This is a genomic window from Pseudocolwellia sp. G5-9, from assembly GCF_055808995.1.
This window is the reverse complement of sequence record NZ_CM147893.1, coordinates 4,135,835-4,153,947: the sequence shown is the minus strand read 5'-3', so window position 1 is coordinate 4,153,947 and position 18,113 is coordinate 4,135,835. Positions and strand designations below refer to the sequence as shown.

Below are 18,113 nucleotides of genomic sequence, written 5' to 3'. Positions count from 1 at the left end.
CTTAGAGCTATTATTTAGCTTTTCTGTAAATAAACTTGATTGGATTTATTTGCTGGTTATTACGTAATATTTCGTAATGCACATGTGGCCCTGTTGAACGACCCGTACTTCCCATTCGAGCTATCACTTGTCCTTTCGTTACTACATCCCCTGCTGACACTAATAACACTTTATTATGACCATAACGTGTCTTCATACCTTGTCCATGATCTAATTCGATCAAATGACCATATCCACTGCGCTCTCCAGCCCAGCTAACTACGCCTGCGGCAGTAGCTATAATATCTGCATTTTCTTTACCCGCAAAGTCTACACCTTTATGCATTGCAGGTCGCCCATTAAATGGATCTTTTCTGGTGCCGAAATAAGATGAAAGCCACCCTTTTCTAATTGGCCGACCAGATAAATAGCTCATACTTTCAATATGGTGACCCAACATTAAAGATTCAAGCATATTAAGTTGTTTTTCTTCATAAAGCATTAAATCTTCTAAAGATGAAATGTCTTTTGATAATTCTGCTATAGACTTTGCTGTGATATCTTCATATTCGATAGACGGACCACCGCTGGGTGGAAGCTCATTAAAGTTAAACTCTTTTTCAGGAATATTTGACGCTTCAGCTAAGCGTTCACCTAATGCATTAATACGTAATACTTGGCTTTGTAGCTCGGCTAACTTCATAGTTAAAGCAGTAAGCTGCTGTGGGTTAGTGTGTTGTATGTTGTGAGGAGTTTCTAGCTCACTTGCCATACTATAAAGTGGTTGTTCTGGAATAGCATTACCCGAAAAAATAAGGTGAATTATTCCCCCTGATATTAAAAAAAACACAATAAGCAATGATACCCAATGAAGCTTTTTTAGCTTCATTAGAAAACTTACATTTTTTCCACGGTATAGTAGTGTTAAACTCATTGTTCTTGGTTTATCTCTATTTAGGTTTTTCAAATGGCTCGAAAATCAAAAAGCCCATCTGATATGTCGTCGCTGATTAATTCAAACAGAGGCACTTTGGCATACATCACTGAAAAAACCAACTCTTTAACTATATTAACAGATATTGTACGACAAACTTGCCCTGACCTTCCACAAGAGGTGTGGCATATCGCAAATTTTAGTAATAAAAGTGTTGTTATTAACGTTAATTCTTCCGTTTGGGGTCAAAGACTTCAATTTGAACGAATGAAAATAAACCAAAAGCTCGTTGAAGCAACCCAAGGTAAGTATTCTCAAATTGAAATTAAAGTATCACCCAATCGTAATATTTTAAGGCCAACACATCCTCAAGCGAATAAAAAAACAGTTATAACATCATCTACAATCTCAGAAAAAACAGCCTCTGAATTGCGTAGCATTGCCCAAAATGCACCTAAAGGACTAAAAGAAAAACTAGAAAAACTCGCCCAACACGTAAAAAAGTAACACTTTATAACAAACGCAATAATGAATTGACCTATTTAATACGAAGAATAAATAATCAATCTATGTACAAATTTGAGTGATCTTTCTAAAACAAAAAACCAGCTAAAGGCTGGTTTTAAATATTAACTAATACATAAGTATTAAAAAATTGAAGTATTCAGTTCTTGATATTCAATAGGCGCTTTTTCATTGTCTTCAAATGTGACCCATTCCCAAGACTCTTTTTGCTTAAACACTTCTCTTAATAAAAGATTGTTAAGTGCGTGCCCTGATTTAAATGCGTTAAGTTCACCTAAAATACTGGTGCCGCCCATATACAAATCACCAATAGCATCTAATATTTTATGTTTAACAAATTCGTCATCGTATCTCAAATCATCTTTGTTCAACATACGATATTCATCAAGCACTATCGCGTTCTCTAAACTACCGCCTAAGGCTAAATCGTGAGAACGAAGAAAGTCAATATCTTGCATAAAACCAAACGTTCTTGCGCGACTAATTTCTTTAATAAAAGTGTTACTTGATAAATCCATACTCATGGTTTGACAGGTATTAGCAATAACAGGGTGATTAAACTCTATCGAAAAGTTAACACGAAAACCTTCATAAGGTTTTAATTCTGCCCATTTATCGCCTTCTTCTACACGAATTGTTTTAGTAATTCGAATAAAACGCTTAGCAACTTTTGATGTTTCTATACCTACAGATTGGATCAAGTATACAAATGGAAGCGAACTCCCATCCATAATAGGCACTTCAGCTGAATCTACATCGATGATCAGGTTATCAATACCGAGTGAGGCTACGGCAGCAAGAAGATGTTCGACGGTGGAAATCTTTACATTTTCTTTATTAACTAAACACGTACATAAAGTTGTTTCGCCCACAGCTTCGGGCGTTGCTTTAATGTCTACAATTGGAGACAAGTCTACACGACGGAATATGATTCCGGTATTGGCAGGAGCAGGACGGAGAGTTATCTGCACCTTTTCGCCTTTGTGTAAGCCTACGCCAACAGCAGAAACACTGTCTTTAATAGTACGTTGTTTTATCATAAATAGCCTTTAACCATTCGCTTCTTTAATATTGAACATGAACGCTAATTTTCAGCGGTCGCGTAATATAGCAAATTCACTCGATATAATCAAAGTAGGACTCTTTAGAGTCAACTAATCAGCCTGTTTACGTAAAAATGCTGGTATATCTAAGTAGTTATCTAAATCAGTTGCCGCTACTTTTTGCACTTGAGCATTGCTTTCAGGCATTGCTACAGCTGCTGAATTTAAATCAATTTGTGGGCTAGGTACGTAATCACCGCCAACAACTTGTTGCTCAACCTGTGGAGCTGGATTAACCAATGTAATATCTGGTTTACGCTCAGCGCCAATACCTGTAGCAACTACTGTTACACGTAATTCGTCAGTCATTTCTGGGTCGATAACTGCACCAACAACAACAGTAGCATTTTCAGAAGCAAATGCTTTTACTGCATTACCTACTGTTTCAAATTCATCAATACTAATATCCATACCGGCTGTAATATTAACCAAAATACCACGAGCACCGGCTAAATCTACATCTTCAAGTAATGGGCTTGAAATTGCGGCTTCAGCAGCTTCTTCAGCACGATCTGGACCTGATGCAGTACCAGACCCCATCATTGCCGTTCCCATTTCAGACATTACTGTTCTAACATCGGCGAAATCAACGTTTATGAGTCCTGGACGAGTAATTAGTTCCGCAATACCTTGCACTGCACCTAATAATACATTGTTTGCAGCTTTAAATGCGTCAAGTAAACTTGTGCCTGGACCTAATACTTTTAATAATTTTTCATTAGGAATAGTGATCAATGAATCAACATTTTTAGTTAAAAATTCAATACCTTGATCTGCGTAATTCATACGCTTTTTCCCTTCAAACGGGAAAGGTTTTGTTACAACAGCAACCGTTAAAATACCCATTTCTTTGGCTATTTCAGCAACTACTGGAGCTGCACCGGTACCTGTACCACCGCCCATACCAGCAGCAATAAAGATCATATCAGCTCCTCGAAGAGCTTCTTTGATAGTTTCTCTATCTTCTTCAGCGCTTCTGCGGCCAATTTCAGGGTTTGCGCCTGCGCCTAAACCTTTTGTTACATCAGTACCTAACTGTAAAGTTACATTAGCTGATGAATTACGAAGGGCTTGCGAGTCTGTGTTAGCTGTTATGAACTCAACGCCTTCTATAGTTTGTGTCACCATATGCTCAACAGCATTTCCGCCGCCGCCGCCAACACCTATTACTTTAATAACTGCTTCTTGATTGTGATCTTCCATTAATTCAAACATTTTTTTATTCTCCGATTTATATAATGTTTTGTTCCACCAAAACGATATTTTATTTAGATTTATTAAAGACATAAAGCTAAATATTCATTTATTTACATTTTTTTTACTTTTAGAACTCACCTTTAAACCAAGCAACGACGCGAGTCCCTAAAGATCTCACTCCATCGCTTGTTTTAATTTCGTTACCATGTTGCTCGTTTGCTTGCATTCCATAGTGCAATAAACCAACAACAGTTGAATATATAGGATCATTAACATACTCATGTAAGCCTGATACACCCTGAGGTGTAGCGACTCTAACAGGCATTTGAAATACCTCTTCAGCAAACTCAACAACGCCTTCCATTTTGGAAGTACCACCCGTTAATACGTAACCTGCTGCAATTTGATCTTCTAAACCTGCTTCACGCACTTCTTCTTGTATTAATTCAAAAAGCTCTTGGTATCTTGGTTCTACAACTTCAGCCAATGTATGTCTCGACATTGAACGTGCTGCTCTTCCACCAACACTTGGTACTTCGATATTATCTTCCATACTCACCATTTGTCTTAATGCGCAAGCGTATTGCACTTTTATATCTTCAGCATGACTTAATGGTGTTCTAAATATTTTTGCGATATCACTTGTAACTTGATTACCAGCAACAGGTATTACCGCGGTATGTCTTAATGCACCGCCTGTAAATATTGAAATATCAATAGTCCCCGCGCCCATGTCTACAACACAAATACCTAATTCTTTTTCATCTTCCGTGAGTATTGAATAACTTGATGCTAGTGCAGAAAAAATTAATTGATCAGCTTTCAAATCACATCGTTCTACACATTTCACAATATTTTTAGCCATGTCGTTCGCACAAGTAACAATGTGAACTTTGGCTTCCATTCTTACACCTGACATACCTATTGGGCTTTTTATGCCGTCTTGGCAATCAATACTATATTCTTGCGGTAATACATGAAGCATTCTACGCTCTGCTGAAATTGGTACTGAACGAGCTGTATGAATAACGTTATCTACATCTTCTTGAATAACTTCATTATCAGTAATTGGCACCATGCCTTGTTCATTTTGACAACTAATATGCTTACCTGAAATGCCTAAATACACAGAGGTAATATTACAATCAGCCATTAACTCAGCTTCATTAACCGCTCGTTGAATTGACTGAATAACAAGATTTAAGTCGTTTACGCCACCTTTATCCATGCCTCTTGCTGGTTGGTTACCCACACCTACAATGCTTAACTTCTTGTCTGGAGTAATTTCCCCTACAGCCACAGATATTTTTGAAGTACCTATGTCTAGTCCTACTACGAGGTTTCTATCTATTATTTTTGACATTAAAGTTAAACTCTTTCATTCTTATCAATGGATTTAAACCCAACTGCAAAGCCGGTGTCGTATCTAAGATCTACATAATTAATTTGTACATCTTCTTCTAATTTTATATGTGGATATGCATCCATAAAACGCTGTATGCGCTCTACTCTATTTTCTCTACCTAAATTCAAAATAACGCCATTTTTTAATGTTAATTGCCAGGCGTATCGTTCTGTTAATACCAATTCAGAAATATTAAAACCGCCATAACTGAGTAACTCGTTTAAGTTTTTATAATTTTTTAATGCCACATCTTCAGTGCCTTCAGGTCCAAAAAAGTCTGGTAAATTATTGGCTAAATTATTTGTCCCTGTTTGGAAAACTTCACCATAAGCATTGATATAAGAATCACCATTCCATTGCGCTATCGGCGCTTGATCAACAACATAAATTTTCAATTCATTTGGCCATTGCTTTCTTACAGATACCGAATAAACCCAAGGCAATGCTTCCACCATTTTTTGTACGTTATTTACATCAACCTTAAAAAAGTTACCAAAATTGATGTGCTCAATCGCTTTTTCTATATCATTTTTAGTGGTGTAAGCCATTTCACCACTGATGACTAAAGATGTTACTGGTGCAGATTCATCTTCAGATAACTTATTATTTAAAAAATATGCAAACGAAGATATTGATCCCACGACTACAGCAAAAAAAACAACACCGGCCCAAAAGCTGATATTTATTTTTTGCTTAGTTTCAGTTGCGTTCTCTTTCGTCATATTTATGCTTTATCTTTTTCTCAGTAAAAACTATAAGTAAAATTTGTTGTTAACAGCTTATTTCTAAAACTTTGGCGACTAATTGATTAAAACTTAATCCATATTCTTTAGCCGCTTTAGGTACTAACGATGTTTCTGTCATACCCGGTACGGTGTTTACTTCTAACACCTGCCAACCATTAATTTCGCTACGCATAACATCTACACGTCCCCATCCTTTTGCATCAGTAGCTTTAAATGCACGTAAAGCAATAGCTTTAAGTTGCTCTTCATCTTCTACTGATAATCCACATGGGCAATGGTACTGAGTTGTTGTTGACTGATACTTAGCTTCGTAATCGTAAAAACCTCTTGGTGTTTCCATATGAATAGCAGGAAGCGCTTCGTTACCTAAAATAGCGACGGTATATTCAGGCCCTGTGATCCAAGCTTCTACTAATACATCTTCATCGTATTCAAACGCTGTAGTTAATGCTTCATGTAATTCATCTGCATTTACCGCCATTGCCATTCCAATACTTGAGCCTTCATTTGCTGGCTTTACCATCACTTTATGACCTAATTCAGCCATGATGGTTTGAGCATCAGCTTTTTGATAAATATTTTTGTCTGCAATACAAAATGGGGCTGTAGGGATATCTACAGCTTGGAACACTTGCTTGCTTCTAATTTTATCCATTGAAAGCGCCGAACCTAAAACACCCGAACCTGTATATGCAATATTCATATACTCTAAAGCGCCTTGTAAACAACCGTCTTCACCACCTCGCCCGTGTAATGCGATAAAAGCTCTATCGATATTTTTTTTAACAAGATCACTTAAACAAAAGTCTTTTGTGTCGATCAGTTCAACGTTATAACCGGTCGTATTAAGGGCATTAAATATTGCTTTACCCGACTTCAACGAAACGTCACGTTCAGCTGAATTACCGCCATACAAAACAGCTATTTTTTGTTCTTTTAGTGCTTTATTTACAGAAGTATTCATTAGTTAGATGCTCCTAATAAAGAACTTGTTGCTAACGATTTAGCAATTGCACCAATATTTCCTGCGCCTTGCGTAATAACCATGTCACCATCTTGTAGCTGCCCCTGTAGTAATTCAGCTAACTGATTCACATCACTCACGTAAATAGGCTCTACTTGACCACGTTGTCTGATACTTCTAGCTAAACTCTTACTGTCAGCTCCTGCAACGGGTGCTTCGCCAGCAGCATATACATCTAAAAGATATAAACAGTCCACTTCCGATAATACTTCTACAAAATCTTCGTATAAATCACGAGTTCGAGAATATCTATGAGGCTGAAACACCATCACTAAACGTTTTTCTGGCCAACCATTACGCATGGCTTTAATGGTTACTTGTACTTCTCTTGGGTGGTGTCCGTAATCATCTACCAGCACCATATCGCCATTTTCTGTTTTTAGTTCGGCAAGTTGTTCAAATCTTCTGCCAATACCTGCAAATTTTTCTAAGGCCGACTGAATCGCTGCATCTTCAACATTTTCATCTGTTGCAACGGCAATACTTGCTAAAGCATTTAATACATTATGCTCACCAGGAAGATTCACACTAAGTTGCATCAATTCTTTACCTGCTCGCTTAACCGTAAAATAGCTTTTACCATTTGTTTGTTTAAAGTTGGTTGCTTGAACATCAGCATCCTCTGAAAAACCATAAGTAATAACTTGTCGACCAATTCTAGGTAAAAGTTCTCTTACTACCGGATTGTCGATACAAACAACAGCAAGGCCATAAAAAGGTAAATTATGTAAAAACTCGATATAGGTATCTTTAAGTTTTTCAAAATCACCTTGGTATGTTTCCATATGATCTTCATCGATATTAGTGACAACAGCTACCATAGGTTGTAGATGTAAAAATGACGCATCACTTTCGTCTGCTTCTGCAATTAAATATCTGCTGCTACCAAGCTGTGCGTTAGTACCTGCGCTATTTAATAGCCCACCAATAACAAAGGTAGGATCAAGTTTCGCTTCACCAAATATACTGGCTATTAAGCTCGTTGTTGTTGTTTTTCCATGAGTACCGGCTATAGCAATGCCATGTCTAAAACGCATAAGTTCGGCTAACATTTCAGCTCTTCTTACCACAGGAATACGCAGTTGCAAAGCATGCTCTATTTCAGGGTTAGAAGCATCAATAGCCGTTGAAACAACAATAACGCTCGCACCTTCAATATTATCTTTATGATGTCCAATAGTAACTTTTGCACCTAAACCAACTAAACGCTTAACCACTTGGTTTTCACCGATGTCAGATCCTGTGATTTCATAACCTTCGTTTAACAACACTTCAGCTATACCACCCATACCAGCCCCACCAATACCAACAAAATGAATACGCTTCACGCGTCTCATTTCCGGTGTTCTTGCGCCTAATGCATTGATATTAGATGAAGGTTCCGATTTTTTATCACTCATTGCTCTACTCATTTTGATACCAACTCAACACAAATTGCCGCAAGATTAGCCGTAGCATCAGCGTGGGCTGCATCGTGTGCTTCTTTTGCCATTTTTTGTACTACGGTATCTGATATAAAAAGGGTATTTAACATTTGCGCTAATGTTGTACCGTTAAATTCAGCTTGCGGGATAAGCTTCGCAGCTCCTCGTTCGACTAAATACATGGCATTTTTTGTTTGGTGATCGTCAACCGCATGTGGCAAAGGTACAAATACTGCTGGCTTTGCTGCCATTGCTAATTCAGAAACCGTTAACGCTCCTGCTCTACAAATAACAACATCAGCCCATTTGTATGCTTCTGCCATATCATCAATAAATTCAGTAACTTTTACTTTTTCTTCAGGTAGCCCGTATTCTTGATAGCTATCTAATACAGCCTCTTGATTGCCCTTACCTGTTTGATGCCAAACATCAATACTTTGAAGTTTGATTTGTTTCATTGCTTGCGGCACCGTTGTATTAAGTATTTGAGCACCTAAGCTCCCGCCTACAACTAATACTTTTTTACTGCTAGCAGGTTGTTGCGGTATAACGTTTTCAATAGCAATAATGTCGCTTCGAAGAGGATTACCAATAACCTGATGCTTAATTCCTTGACTAAATGCCCCCGGAAAAGCACTTAATACACGCGACGCTATTCTTGATAAAAAGCGGTTACTCATACCGGCTACAGCATTTTGTTCATGTAAAACTAACGGCTTACTCATGAGCCAAGCTGCAACTCCGCCAGGAGCACTTGCATAACCGCCCATACCTAATACAACATCGGGTTTTACTTTACGAATAACTTGTATGGATTGAAAAACTGACAGCATCAATTTAAAGGGGGTTTTAATCCATTCTTTCCAATTTTTATTACGTAAACCTGCAATATTAATAAACGATATTTCGTAACCATGTTCAGGAACAATACTCGCTTCCATACGTTTAGCTGTACCTAACCAATGGATATTCCAGCCCATTGATTTTAATTTATCAGCTACCGCTATCCCCGGAAATATATGCCCGCCTGTACCACCAGCCATAATTAAAATGGTTGGTTTTTTCTTATTGTTGTTCGTGTTTTCACTATTTAAAATTTTTCTGTCACTCATTTTTTTCGACCTCCTTTACTGGTTGCCTGAATACTTTGCAACCTGATTTCGTGGTCGATTCTTAATAAAACAACTAGTGCAATGGTCATAATAATCATTGAACTACCGCCATAACTGATCAGCGGCATAGTTAAACCTTTGGTTGGTACAATACCTGCACTTGCACCAACATTAACGGCAGCTTGAAAGCTAAACCAAATACCAATAGCGTAAGCAAAAAAGCCTTCAAAATACTTTTCTTTACTTACCGCGTTACGCCCTAGTAATAAGGCTTTTATCACTAACGTCATACTTATAACTAAAATGGTAGCAATACCCACAAAACCAAACTCTTCGGCTAATACGGCCATTACAAAATCGGTATGTGCTTCAGGTAAGTATTCAAGCTTTTGAATACTATTACCTAAACCTTGACCAAACATTTCGCCACGACCATAAGCCATTAACGATTGAGTTAATTGATAACCCGTACCAAATGGATCTTTCCATGGGTCTAAAAAACCTGTAACACGCGCCCATCGATAAGGTGAAAAATAAGCTAATGCCGAAATTGAGGTTAATCCAACTAATGCAATAGATATGAACTGCCATAATTTTGCGCCTGCTAAAAATAACAAACCAAAAGTAGTCACAAACATCACAATAACCGTACCTAAATCCGGCTGAAACAATAACAAACTAGCTAAAACGCCAAAAACAATCAGGGGTTTAATAAAGCCTTTAACGTTTTCCATCACTTCATCACGACGTCGAACTAAGTACGCAGATAGGTAACAAAAGAAAAACAATTTAGCGGGTTCTGCCGCTTGAACCGTAATAGGCCCAACCATAATCCAACGTTGAGAACCATTAACCTCTCGCCCAACGATCAGTACTGTAACCAATAAAACAATACCGAAAATCAATAAATGGGTACTATGTTTATGCCATGTAGCAAGTGGCACTTGCATGACAATAGCTGCTACAAATAAGCTCAAACCGATATAGATAGAATGACGAATAATAAAATGGAAAGGATTACCAAATAATCTGTCGGCAATTGGCATAGAAGCACTTGCCACGATAACTAAACCTATCATGTACATAGCAAATGCTAAAATTATATAGGTACGATCAAATGTCGCTGCACGCGACGAATTAAAAGTTAACCATTGTGGAATAGTAATCAGGTTCATTTTTTCAGTAAGAGTTGTCATTAACTAACTCCTTGCACTGAATGAACAGCTTGAGTAAAAACTTGGCCACGTTCGGCAAAGTTTTTAAACATATCAAGACTCGCGCAAGCTGGAGATAATAAAACGATATCTCCTGCTTTCACGACAATATGAGCAAGATGTACTGCTTCATCGATAGATGATACGTGAATGCTGTTGGTTGTAGAGTTTTTAACTAACTCAGCAATTTTATCGCCATCTTTACCAAGCGTATAAAGTAAAGCAACATGCTCATTGATTACACTTTTAAGTGGTGAAAAATCAGCACCTTTACCATCACCACCCGCAATCAAAATAAGTTTTTGATCAGCTTTTGCTAAATCTGACAAACCTTTAATTGCTGCCAAAGTTGCACCGACATTTGTTGCTTTTGAATCATTTACCCAATGTACATCATCTTGACTTTCAACTCGCTGACAACGATGAGGTAAACCTTTAAATCCAGCTAAATGACTCACCATTAACGATAAAGACCAACCAGCATTCATCCCTAAGGCTAATGCGGCTAAATAATTTAGCGCGTTGTGCATTCCGGCTAATGGTAATTCATTTAACGCGATTAATTTTTCATCGCCATACATTAAATATGATTGTTGATTAAATGAGGCGACACCAAAGTGTTCAAGTTTGGGTTTATCACTCCCAAAAGAAACTTGTTTCTTCACCACATCGTTTGAAGTATGTGTTGCACTATCATCACGGTTTATTACAGCAACAGAACTTTGCGGATATATAGCTTGTTTAATTGCAGTATAGTTTTCTATCGTTTTATGACGATCTAAATGATCATCACTAATATTAAGAATACTTGCTGTTTTAGCCTTCATACTGCGAAGTGTTTCAAGCTGAAAGCTAGAAAGTTCTAATACCAGATAATCAATCTCTTCATTAATTATGTCTAAAACCGGTACGCCAATATTGCCACCCAATTGAGTTTTATAACCCAACTGATTACCTAAGTAATGTAATAACGACACCACGGTTGATTTACCATTTGAGCCCGTAACCGCTATTATTGACGTATTGCTTAATTGACAATACAGCTCAACATCGCCAATCACTTCACACGTATTACTTATATTATCGCGAATAGCTGCATCATTTAAATCAACACCTGGGCTAACTAATAAAACTTCAGCATGTCGAATAAGGTTAGCGTTCCAACTCCCCGTAAACAATTCTGTATTTGGAAAGTCTGTTTTGAATAATGATAAATCTATCGGATTTTCTCTACTGTCGTTAACAGCACAAGGTATATTGTTTTTTTGTAAAAATCGCACACAAGAAAGTCCTGTTAGGCCTGCGCCCAACACGACTATATTCTTGTTTTTAAAGTGTGCTAATTTTTGCATTTAAATGTGTTTTACCTTTGTGTTAAATTTTATTCAAAACTCTTAACGTAGTTTCAATGTGGCCAAACCAATTAAAACTAAAACTACGGATATAATCCAAAACCTTACTATAACTCTAGGTTCTGGCCAGCCTTTCAATTCGTAATGATGATGAATAGGTGCCATTCTAAAAATGCGCTGTCCGCGTAATTTGTAGGAGCCTACTTGTAAAATAACCGACACGGTTTCTACAACAAAAACGCCACCCATAATAAATAAAACAAGTTCTTGTCTAACTAATACAGCAATAACGCCTAGAGTAGCGCCTAAAGCTAATGAGCCAACATCGCCCATAAATACTTGCGCGGGGTAAGTGTTAAACCATAAAAATCCTAAACCAGCACCAACAACAGCAGTACACACCACCACTAACTCACTGGTTAATGGAATATGAGAAATATTTAAATACTCAGAAAAATTGGCATTACCCGTTACATAAGCGAATAAACCCAATGCACCCGCCACCATTACTGTTGGAACAATCGCTAAACCATCTAAGCCATCCGTTAAATTAACCGCATTACTGGTACCTACAATCACGAAATAAGTCATTACAATGTAGAAAATACCTAATTGAGGTAGCACGTCTTTTATAAATGGAATAACTAATGATGTTTCTTCTGGTGTTTGAGCAAACCAATATAAAAATATGGCAGTCGAAAGACCTGCGGCTGTTTGCCAAAAATATTTCCAGCGAGCGATTAACCCATTGGAATCTTTTCTAATAACTTTTCGGTAATCGTCTACAAAACCAATCAAACCAAAACTTATCACCACAAACAACACAACTTGAACGTAAGTATTTGATAAATCGGCCCATAATAAAACACTAAAAACAATAGAAGCTAATATTAAAATACCACCCATTGTTGGTGTGCCTGATTTAGATAAATGACTTTGCGGGCCATCATCTCGTACTGTTTGGCCTATTTGCATATCTTGTAAATATCTAATTAATTTCGGGCCAAAATACAACGAAACAACTAACGCAGTTAACGTGCTGACAATAGCTCTAAATGTTAAATATGAAAAAACATTAAACGCACTAAAATATTGAGTTAAATATTCACCTAACCAAAGTAACATTACGCTATTCCCTCATTAACTTGTTGATAGTGGGAAATAACTTGTTTAACTACATCTTCCATATGTGCGCTTCTTGAACCTTTTATTAATATTGATATTTGCTGTTCTTCATTTTCAATCAAGGGATGAAGTGCCTCTACCAGCGCTTCTTTTGAACTAAAATGTGAACCTGTTTTTTGTGATTGGTTAAAAGCATCCGTTGTTACTTGGCTTAATACTCCAACCGTTAATAGGTGGTCTATTTTACAAGTAAGAGCATGTTCACCAACTTCTTGGTGATAACTTCTCGCTTCTGCACCTAACTCCCCCATATCGCCTAAAATCAAAATACGTTTTCCGGGATAACTTGCTAATAATTCAGTTGCTGCTTTTATTGATTCAACGTTGGCATTGTAAGTGTCGTCAATAAGTCGTAAACCGGGTGAAAGTTGATGTATATTTAAACGACCACTCACTGGTTGCATTTCAGCTAAACCAATTCGAATATCATTTAAACTTGCACCGAATTCTATAGCAATAAGTGCGGCAGCAACGGCATTACAAACGTTATGTTTACCCGGTACCGTTAATTCAATAAAGGTATTGCCTACATGAGTGTTTAAAGTAAAACTTGCGCAACCGCGATCGTCTAAAACTACGTTTGAACTAAAACAATCTGACTCACTTACACACGAGAAACGACGTACCGTTTTATTTTCTAAACGCCATTGCCATTTATTTGCAAACTGACAATCTTGGTTATACAAAGCGATGCCATTCTCAGATAAACCTTCAAAAATTTCGCCTTTCGCTCGAGCAACTCCACATAAGCTACCAAAACCTTCTAAATGGGCTGCGGCTATATTGTTAATTACGGCTACGTCTGGCTGAGTAAGTCCTGTTGTATAAGCTATTTCGCCCATATGATTAGCACCTAGCTCAATTACGGCAAAATCGTGTGTATGCTCAAGTCTTAATAATGTTAATGGCACACCAATATCATTATTAAAGTTGCCCTTTGTCGCTAACACATTACCAATACGCGATAAAATGGCTGATACCATTTCTTTAACCGTGGTTTTACCGCTGCTACCTGTTATAGCAACAGTTTTTGGCGCTATCGTTGTTTTAACAAAGGCAGCAACTTGCCCTAAGGCTTGATGAGTATCTTTAACAATAATTTGTGGTAAAGGTGAATCAACTTGATGATCAATAATAAGGGCTAAGCATCCAGATTTTTCAGCCTGTTCAACAAACTTGTGCCCATCAAAATTAGGCCCTTTCAACGCTAAAAATAAATCACCTTTATTTAAAGAGCGACTATCTGTTGTAATATTATCGATTGATAAATCGTTGCCTATTAATTGCCCATTAACAGCACTAGCGATAGTTGAAAGTGTTAATGAAATCATGAGACCGCCTTATTGGCATATATTGATTGAACAAGTCCACGTTCGTTATAAGCTATTTTTTCGTTACCTATAACGATGTAATCTTCATGCCCTTTACCTGCAAATAAAATCATGTCATTAGCGGCAGAGGTTCCTATCGTATGTTCTACGGCTTTATTACGCGTTAGAATAACCTTAACTTTGTCAGGAAATTTACAACCTGTGAGAATTTCATTTGCAATAGCTTCAGGTGATTCGTTACGTGGGTTGTCGTTTGTTAATACCACAAAATCTGAATATTGTTCGGCTATAGCGCCCATTAAAGGTCGTTTACCTTTATCGCGATCACCACCACAACCAAAAACTACATGTAGATTCCCTTGGCAATGAGGTTTACAGGCTTTTAATGCATTCTCTAAAGCATCGGGCGTATGTGCATAGTCAACAACCGACGTGGGTAAATTAGGTGCAGAAAACATCTCCATTCGTCCAACAATGGGTTTAAGTTGGCTAATAGCTTTTACGAGTTGCTCTAAGGTAAAATCTTGGCTTAATAACACTGCAGCAGAAGCAAGCAAATTACTTATATTGAAGTCACCCATTAAAGCACTGGCTACAGTAACCTTACCTAGATGTGTTTCTATCTCAAACTCAACACCTTGAAGTGTGTGTTTAATATTAGTGGCGCAAACAAAGCGTTCATTATTTTTAATGTTTTGATCTAAACCATAAATAATAACCGTTGAATCACTGGACCAATTTTTCAACCAGTTTTGTGCACAAGCATCATCACCATTTAATATGGCTATTTGCGCCGAATTTTGAGTGAAAAGTTTTTCTTTCGCTTGCGCGTAACTTTCCATCGTATGGTGATAATCAAGATGATCTTGGCTTAAATTAGTAAATACCGCGATATCAATCATTGATGGTGATATACGCTCTTGATCTAACGCGTGTGACGATATTTCCATCGCTACATGACTAATTTTGTCGTTAACAAAACTATTTAATAATCTATTTAATTCTGTAGGGCCCGGTGTTGTATTAATAACAGGTTGTAAATTATTTAATTTACCTGCCCCAACCGTCCCAATAACAGCACAAGACTTTCCGCAACTTTCGAATAACTGAGCAATAATTTGGCTAGTCGTGGTTTTACCGTTTGTTCCTGTAATACCAATAGTGGTCAGCTTATTATGAGGTTGTTGATAATATAAATTAGCTAATCTAGAAAGATGCTTATTCAGCTCAAAAAATTGAATTAAAGTGACTTTATTTTTCACTTTAACTTTACCGTGCTTTTTCATGCTTTCGCATTGCACAAGAATAAGCTCAGCACCTGCGTCTATAGCATTATCAATATAATCTCGTCCGTCACATAACTGGCCAATAGTTGCAGCAAAAATATCGCCCTTTTTAACTTCTCGGCTGTCATTGATAAGATCGCGATCTTCTTTCTCGGAGAGATCAACGTTTACCATGATATTAAAAGCATTAAGTGCTAAATTAATTGAAAAACGAGAATAACTAGGCATTGTCATCGTCCTCGCTTTTTTGAACATGTGTTACTTTTACTTCGTTTTCTAATTTGTCTGGTGCGATATTAAGTAAATGCAAAGCACCTTTCATAACACGTGAAAATACAGGTGCAGCAACTTCACCACCGTGATACATATCACCGCTTGGCTCATTAATAACAACAACGACTGAAAGTTCAGGTTTTGTAATAGGTGCAAAACCAGCAAATAGTCCTACATAGTCGTTTCCGTAACTACCGGCCATAGCTTTAAAAGCGGTCCCAGTTTTACCACCTACGCGATAACCGTCAACCACTGCAGCTTCAACATGTTTATTAACCACTTGCTCAAGCATATTCATAACTAATTGACTATTTTCTTTTGAAAATATACGTTCAGCTTTATTAAACTGACTATTTTCAGGCGTTGCTTTTAAAATACTTAATGAACGTTTTATACCGCCATTAGCGATTGCAGAATAAAATCGAGCTATTTGTAATGGTGTTGCTGCAACCCCCATTCCGTATGACAAGGTGGCAAGTTCAATTTGAGACCAACGATTACGATCATGCATAATACCCGAGCTTTCACCTATGAGGCCTGTGCCTGTGTCTTCACCAAATCCTGCTTCAAAAAACTTATCTAAATAAAATTCTTTAGGTAATTCTAATGCTAATGTCGTGGTTCCCATATTTGAAGAATTTACCAAAATATCAGTTAAGCTTTGTTTCCCATAGTTACGCGGATCGCTTACTCGACGGCCACCCAATCTCATATAACCTGGCGAAGTATTAACAATAGTATCTGTATTAGCTGAACCAAATTCTAAAGCACTTAATATAGTTAAAGGCTTCATCGTTGAACCCGGCTCATAAAAATCGGTAATAGCTCGGTTTCTAAAACGATGAATAGCTGTGTTTCTGCGGTTATTCGGGTTATACGAAGGGCTATTAACAATAGCTAGTATTTCCCCTGTATTAACATTGGTTACAATGACTGAACCCGACGTCGCTTTAAACGCTTTTACAGCACCTTTAAGTTCTTTATAAGCCAGAGCTTGAATACGTTGATCGATACTTAATTGCAGGTTTTTAGGTGGTGTTGCATCTTCTACCTTAACAATTTCAATCTTACGACCTTTTGCGTCTTTTCTATATTGTTGTTTACCATCAGTGCCCGTGAGTAATTGATCGTAAACACGTTCAACACCTTCAATACCTTTATCATCAACATTAGTAAAACCAACAAGATGAGCACTTATTTCACCCGCAGGATAAAAGCGTTTAGATTCTTTTCTTAAATGAATACCGGGAATTTTCAATTGACGAACATAATTCGCCATTGCAGGAGAAACTTGACGTTCTATATAAACAAAACGTTTAGTAGGATGACGTAAAACGCGGCTTGTTAAATCGTTTACATCTTGATCAAGTACATCAGCTAATGCTTGCCAATGCTCTTTCATTTCAAGTGCTTTATTTTGCATCACTATTTTAGGATCCGCCCAAATAGTTTCAACAGGAACACTTACAGCGAGTTCATCACCATTACGATCTAAAATAGAACCACGTTGAACGGTTTTAAATGCCGTTCTTAACGAGCGCATGTCGCCTTGTTCTTTCAACATATCAGGTTCAATAACCTGAATATAAGCGCTACGAGCCATTAATCCTGAATAAACGAACAAGATCACACCTAGCACAACGTAAAAACGCCATGCTACGGTGGTAGGCTTGTATTTGTCATTTCGTTTAATCACTTTTTTGCTCATGGCAATGTAATAATCACTTCTGATTTTGCGTCGGGACGCTTCATATTTAATTTTTTAGCCGCTTTACTTTCTATTGCGCTATGTTCGGCTAAACTGTTTTGTTCTAATAACAAGTTGCGAAATTCAATATCGAGTTCATCTCGCTCTACTAATAAATTTTCATAGGCGCTGGTGGTTTGGCGATGTAAATGCGTGAAATAAATCACATAAAACGCTGAAACAACCACTAACATCAATAAAATAAGTACGACGATATTACGTTTTAGGTCTTTCCATATTTCAAATGCTAGAACGATTTTTTTCGATGCCATAATT

16 protein-coding genes are annotated in these 18,113 nt (G+C 37.3%); 1 reads left to right on the top strand and 15 read right to left on the bottom strand.

Going from position 1 to position 18,113, the window contains the following annotated elements:
* Window positions 1-10: 10 nt before the first annotated feature.
* A complete protein-coding gene (locus AC0L5Q_RS18040; RefSeq protein ID WP_473612601.1) occupies window positions 11-868 on the bottom strand; it encodes a M23 family metallopeptidase in 858 nt (285 codons plus the stop codon).
* 78 nt (window positions 869-946) lie between these two features.
* Here AC0L5Q_RS18040 and AC0L5Q_RS18035 point away from each other — a divergent pair, with 78 nt between their 5' ends.
* Window positions 947-1,420 (top strand): DUF721 domain-containing protein, encoded by a 474-nt coding sequence (locus tag AC0L5Q_RS18035; RefSeq protein WP_473612596.1) that lies wholly within the window; start codon window positions 947-949, stop codon window positions 1,418-1,420.
* 140 nt (window positions 1,421-1,560) lie between these two features.
* On the opposite strand, the gene lpxC is transcribed toward AC0L5Q_RS18035, so the two are convergent.
* The 14 genes from lpxC to ftsL form a co-directional block, all read right to left on the bottom strand.
* Window positions 1,561-2,478 (bottom strand): UDP-3-O-acyl-N-acetylglucosamine deacetylase, encoded by a 918-nt coding sequence (gene lpxC / locus AC0L5Q_RS18030; RefSeq protein ID WP_473612593.1) that lies wholly within the window; start codon window positions 2,476-2,478, stop codon window positions 1,561-1,563.
* A 114-nt stretch (window positions 2,479-2,592) separates the two neighbouring features.
* Entirely contained in the window at window positions 2,593-3,756 is a 1,164-nt protein-coding gene (ftsZ, locus tag AC0L5Q_RS18025; RefSeq protein WP_473612589.1) for a cell division protein FtsZ, read from the bottom strand.
* A gap of 109 nt (window positions 3,757-3,865) precedes the next feature.
* The gene (gene ftsA / locus AC0L5Q_RS18020; protein WP_473612585.1) at window positions 3,866-5,101 is read right to left on the bottom strand and encodes a cell division protein FtsA; all 1,236 of its coding nucleotides are present in this window, start codon (window positions 5,099-5,101) and stop codon (window positions 3,866-3,868) included.
* A 5-nt stretch (window positions 5,102-5,106) separates the two neighbouring features.
* The gene (locus AC0L5Q_RS18015) at window positions 5,107-5,865 is read right to left on the bottom strand and encodes a cell division protein FtsQ/DivIB (protein ID WP_473612581.1); all 759 of its coding nucleotides are present in this window, start codon (window positions 5,863-5,865) and stop codon (window positions 5,107-5,109) included.
* 49 nt (window positions 5,866-5,914) lie between these two features.
* Window positions 5,915-6,853, bottom strand: a complete 939-nt coding sequence (locus AC0L5Q_RS18010; protein ID WP_473612578.1) for a D-alanine--D-alanine ligase — start codon at window positions 6,851-6,853, stop codon at window positions 5,915-5,917.
* On the bottom strand, window positions 6,853-8,325 hold the full coding sequence (gene murC, locus AC0L5Q_RS18005) for a UDP-N-acetylmuramate--L-alanine ligase (protein ID WP_473612573.1): 1,473 nt from the start codon (window positions 8,323-8,325) through the stop codon (window positions 6,853-6,855). The genes AC0L5Q_RS18010 and murC overlap by 1 nt, the downstream gene beginning before the upstream one ends.
* Complete coding sequence (gene murG, locus AC0L5Q_RS18000; RefSeq protein ID WP_473612569.1) at window positions 8,322-9,449, bottom strand: undecaprenyldiphospho-muramoylpentapeptide beta-N-acetylglucosaminyltransferase; 1,128 nt, start codon at window positions 9,447-9,449, stop codon at window positions 8,322-8,324. The genes murC and murG overlap by 4 nt, the downstream gene beginning before the upstream one ends.
* On the bottom strand, window positions 9,446-10,624 hold the full coding sequence (ftsW, locus tag AC0L5Q_RS17995) for a cell division protein FtsW (protein ID WP_473618333.1): 1,179 nt from the start codon (window positions 10,622-10,624) through the stop codon (window positions 9,446-9,448). The genes murG and ftsW overlap by 4 nt, the downstream gene beginning before the upstream one ends.
* Window positions 10,625-10,644: 20 nt before the next feature.
* The gene (gene murD, locus AC0L5Q_RS17990; protein ID WP_473612565.1) at window positions 10,645-12,015 is read right to left on the bottom strand and encodes a UDP-N-acetylmuramoyl-L-alanine--D-glutamate ligase; all 1,371 of its coding nucleotides are present in this window, start codon (window positions 12,013-12,015) and stop codon (window positions 10,645-10,647) included.
* Window positions 12,016-12,057: 42 nt separating this feature from the next.
* The gene (gene mraY, locus AC0L5Q_RS17985; RefSeq protein WP_076418508.1) at window positions 12,058-13,140 is read right to left on the bottom strand and encodes a phospho-N-acetylmuramoyl-pentapeptide-transferase; all 1,083 of its coding nucleotides are present in this window, start codon (window positions 13,138-13,140) and stop codon (window positions 12,058-12,060) included.
* Window positions 13,140-14,531: a UDP-N-acetylmuramoyl-tripeptide--D-alanyl-D-alanine ligase gene (gene murF, locus AC0L5Q_RS17980; protein ID WP_473612558.1), complete on the bottom strand. Its 1,392-nt coding sequence runs from the start codon at window positions 14,529-14,531 to the stop codon at window positions 13,140-13,142. The genes mraY and murF overlap by 1 nt, the downstream gene beginning before the upstream one ends.
* The gene (gene murE, locus AC0L5Q_RS17975; protein ID WP_473612554.1) at window positions 14,528-16,045 is read right to left on the bottom strand and encodes a UDP-N-acetylmuramoyl-L-alanyl-D-glutamate--2,6-diaminopimelate ligase; all 1,518 of its coding nucleotides are present in this window, start codon (window positions 16,043-16,045) and stop codon (window positions 14,528-14,530) included. The genes murF and murE overlap by 4 nt, the downstream gene beginning before the upstream one ends.
* Window positions 16,038-17,798, bottom strand: a complete 1,761-nt coding sequence (locus tag AC0L5Q_RS17970; RefSeq protein ID WP_473612550.1) for a peptidoglycan D,D-transpeptidase FtsI family protein — start codon at window positions 17,796-17,798, stop codon at window positions 16,038-16,040. Before AC0L5Q_RS17970 ends, murE begins: the two co-directional genes overlap by 8 nt.
* Complete coding sequence (gene ftsL / locus AC0L5Q_RS17965; protein WP_473612546.1) at window positions 17,795-18,109, bottom strand: cell division protein FtsL; 315 nt, start codon at window positions 18,107-18,109, stop codon at window positions 17,795-17,797. The genes AC0L5Q_RS17970 and ftsL overlap by 4 nt, the downstream gene beginning before the upstream one ends.
* Between the last annotated feature and the right edge of the window lie 4 nt (window positions 18,110-18,113).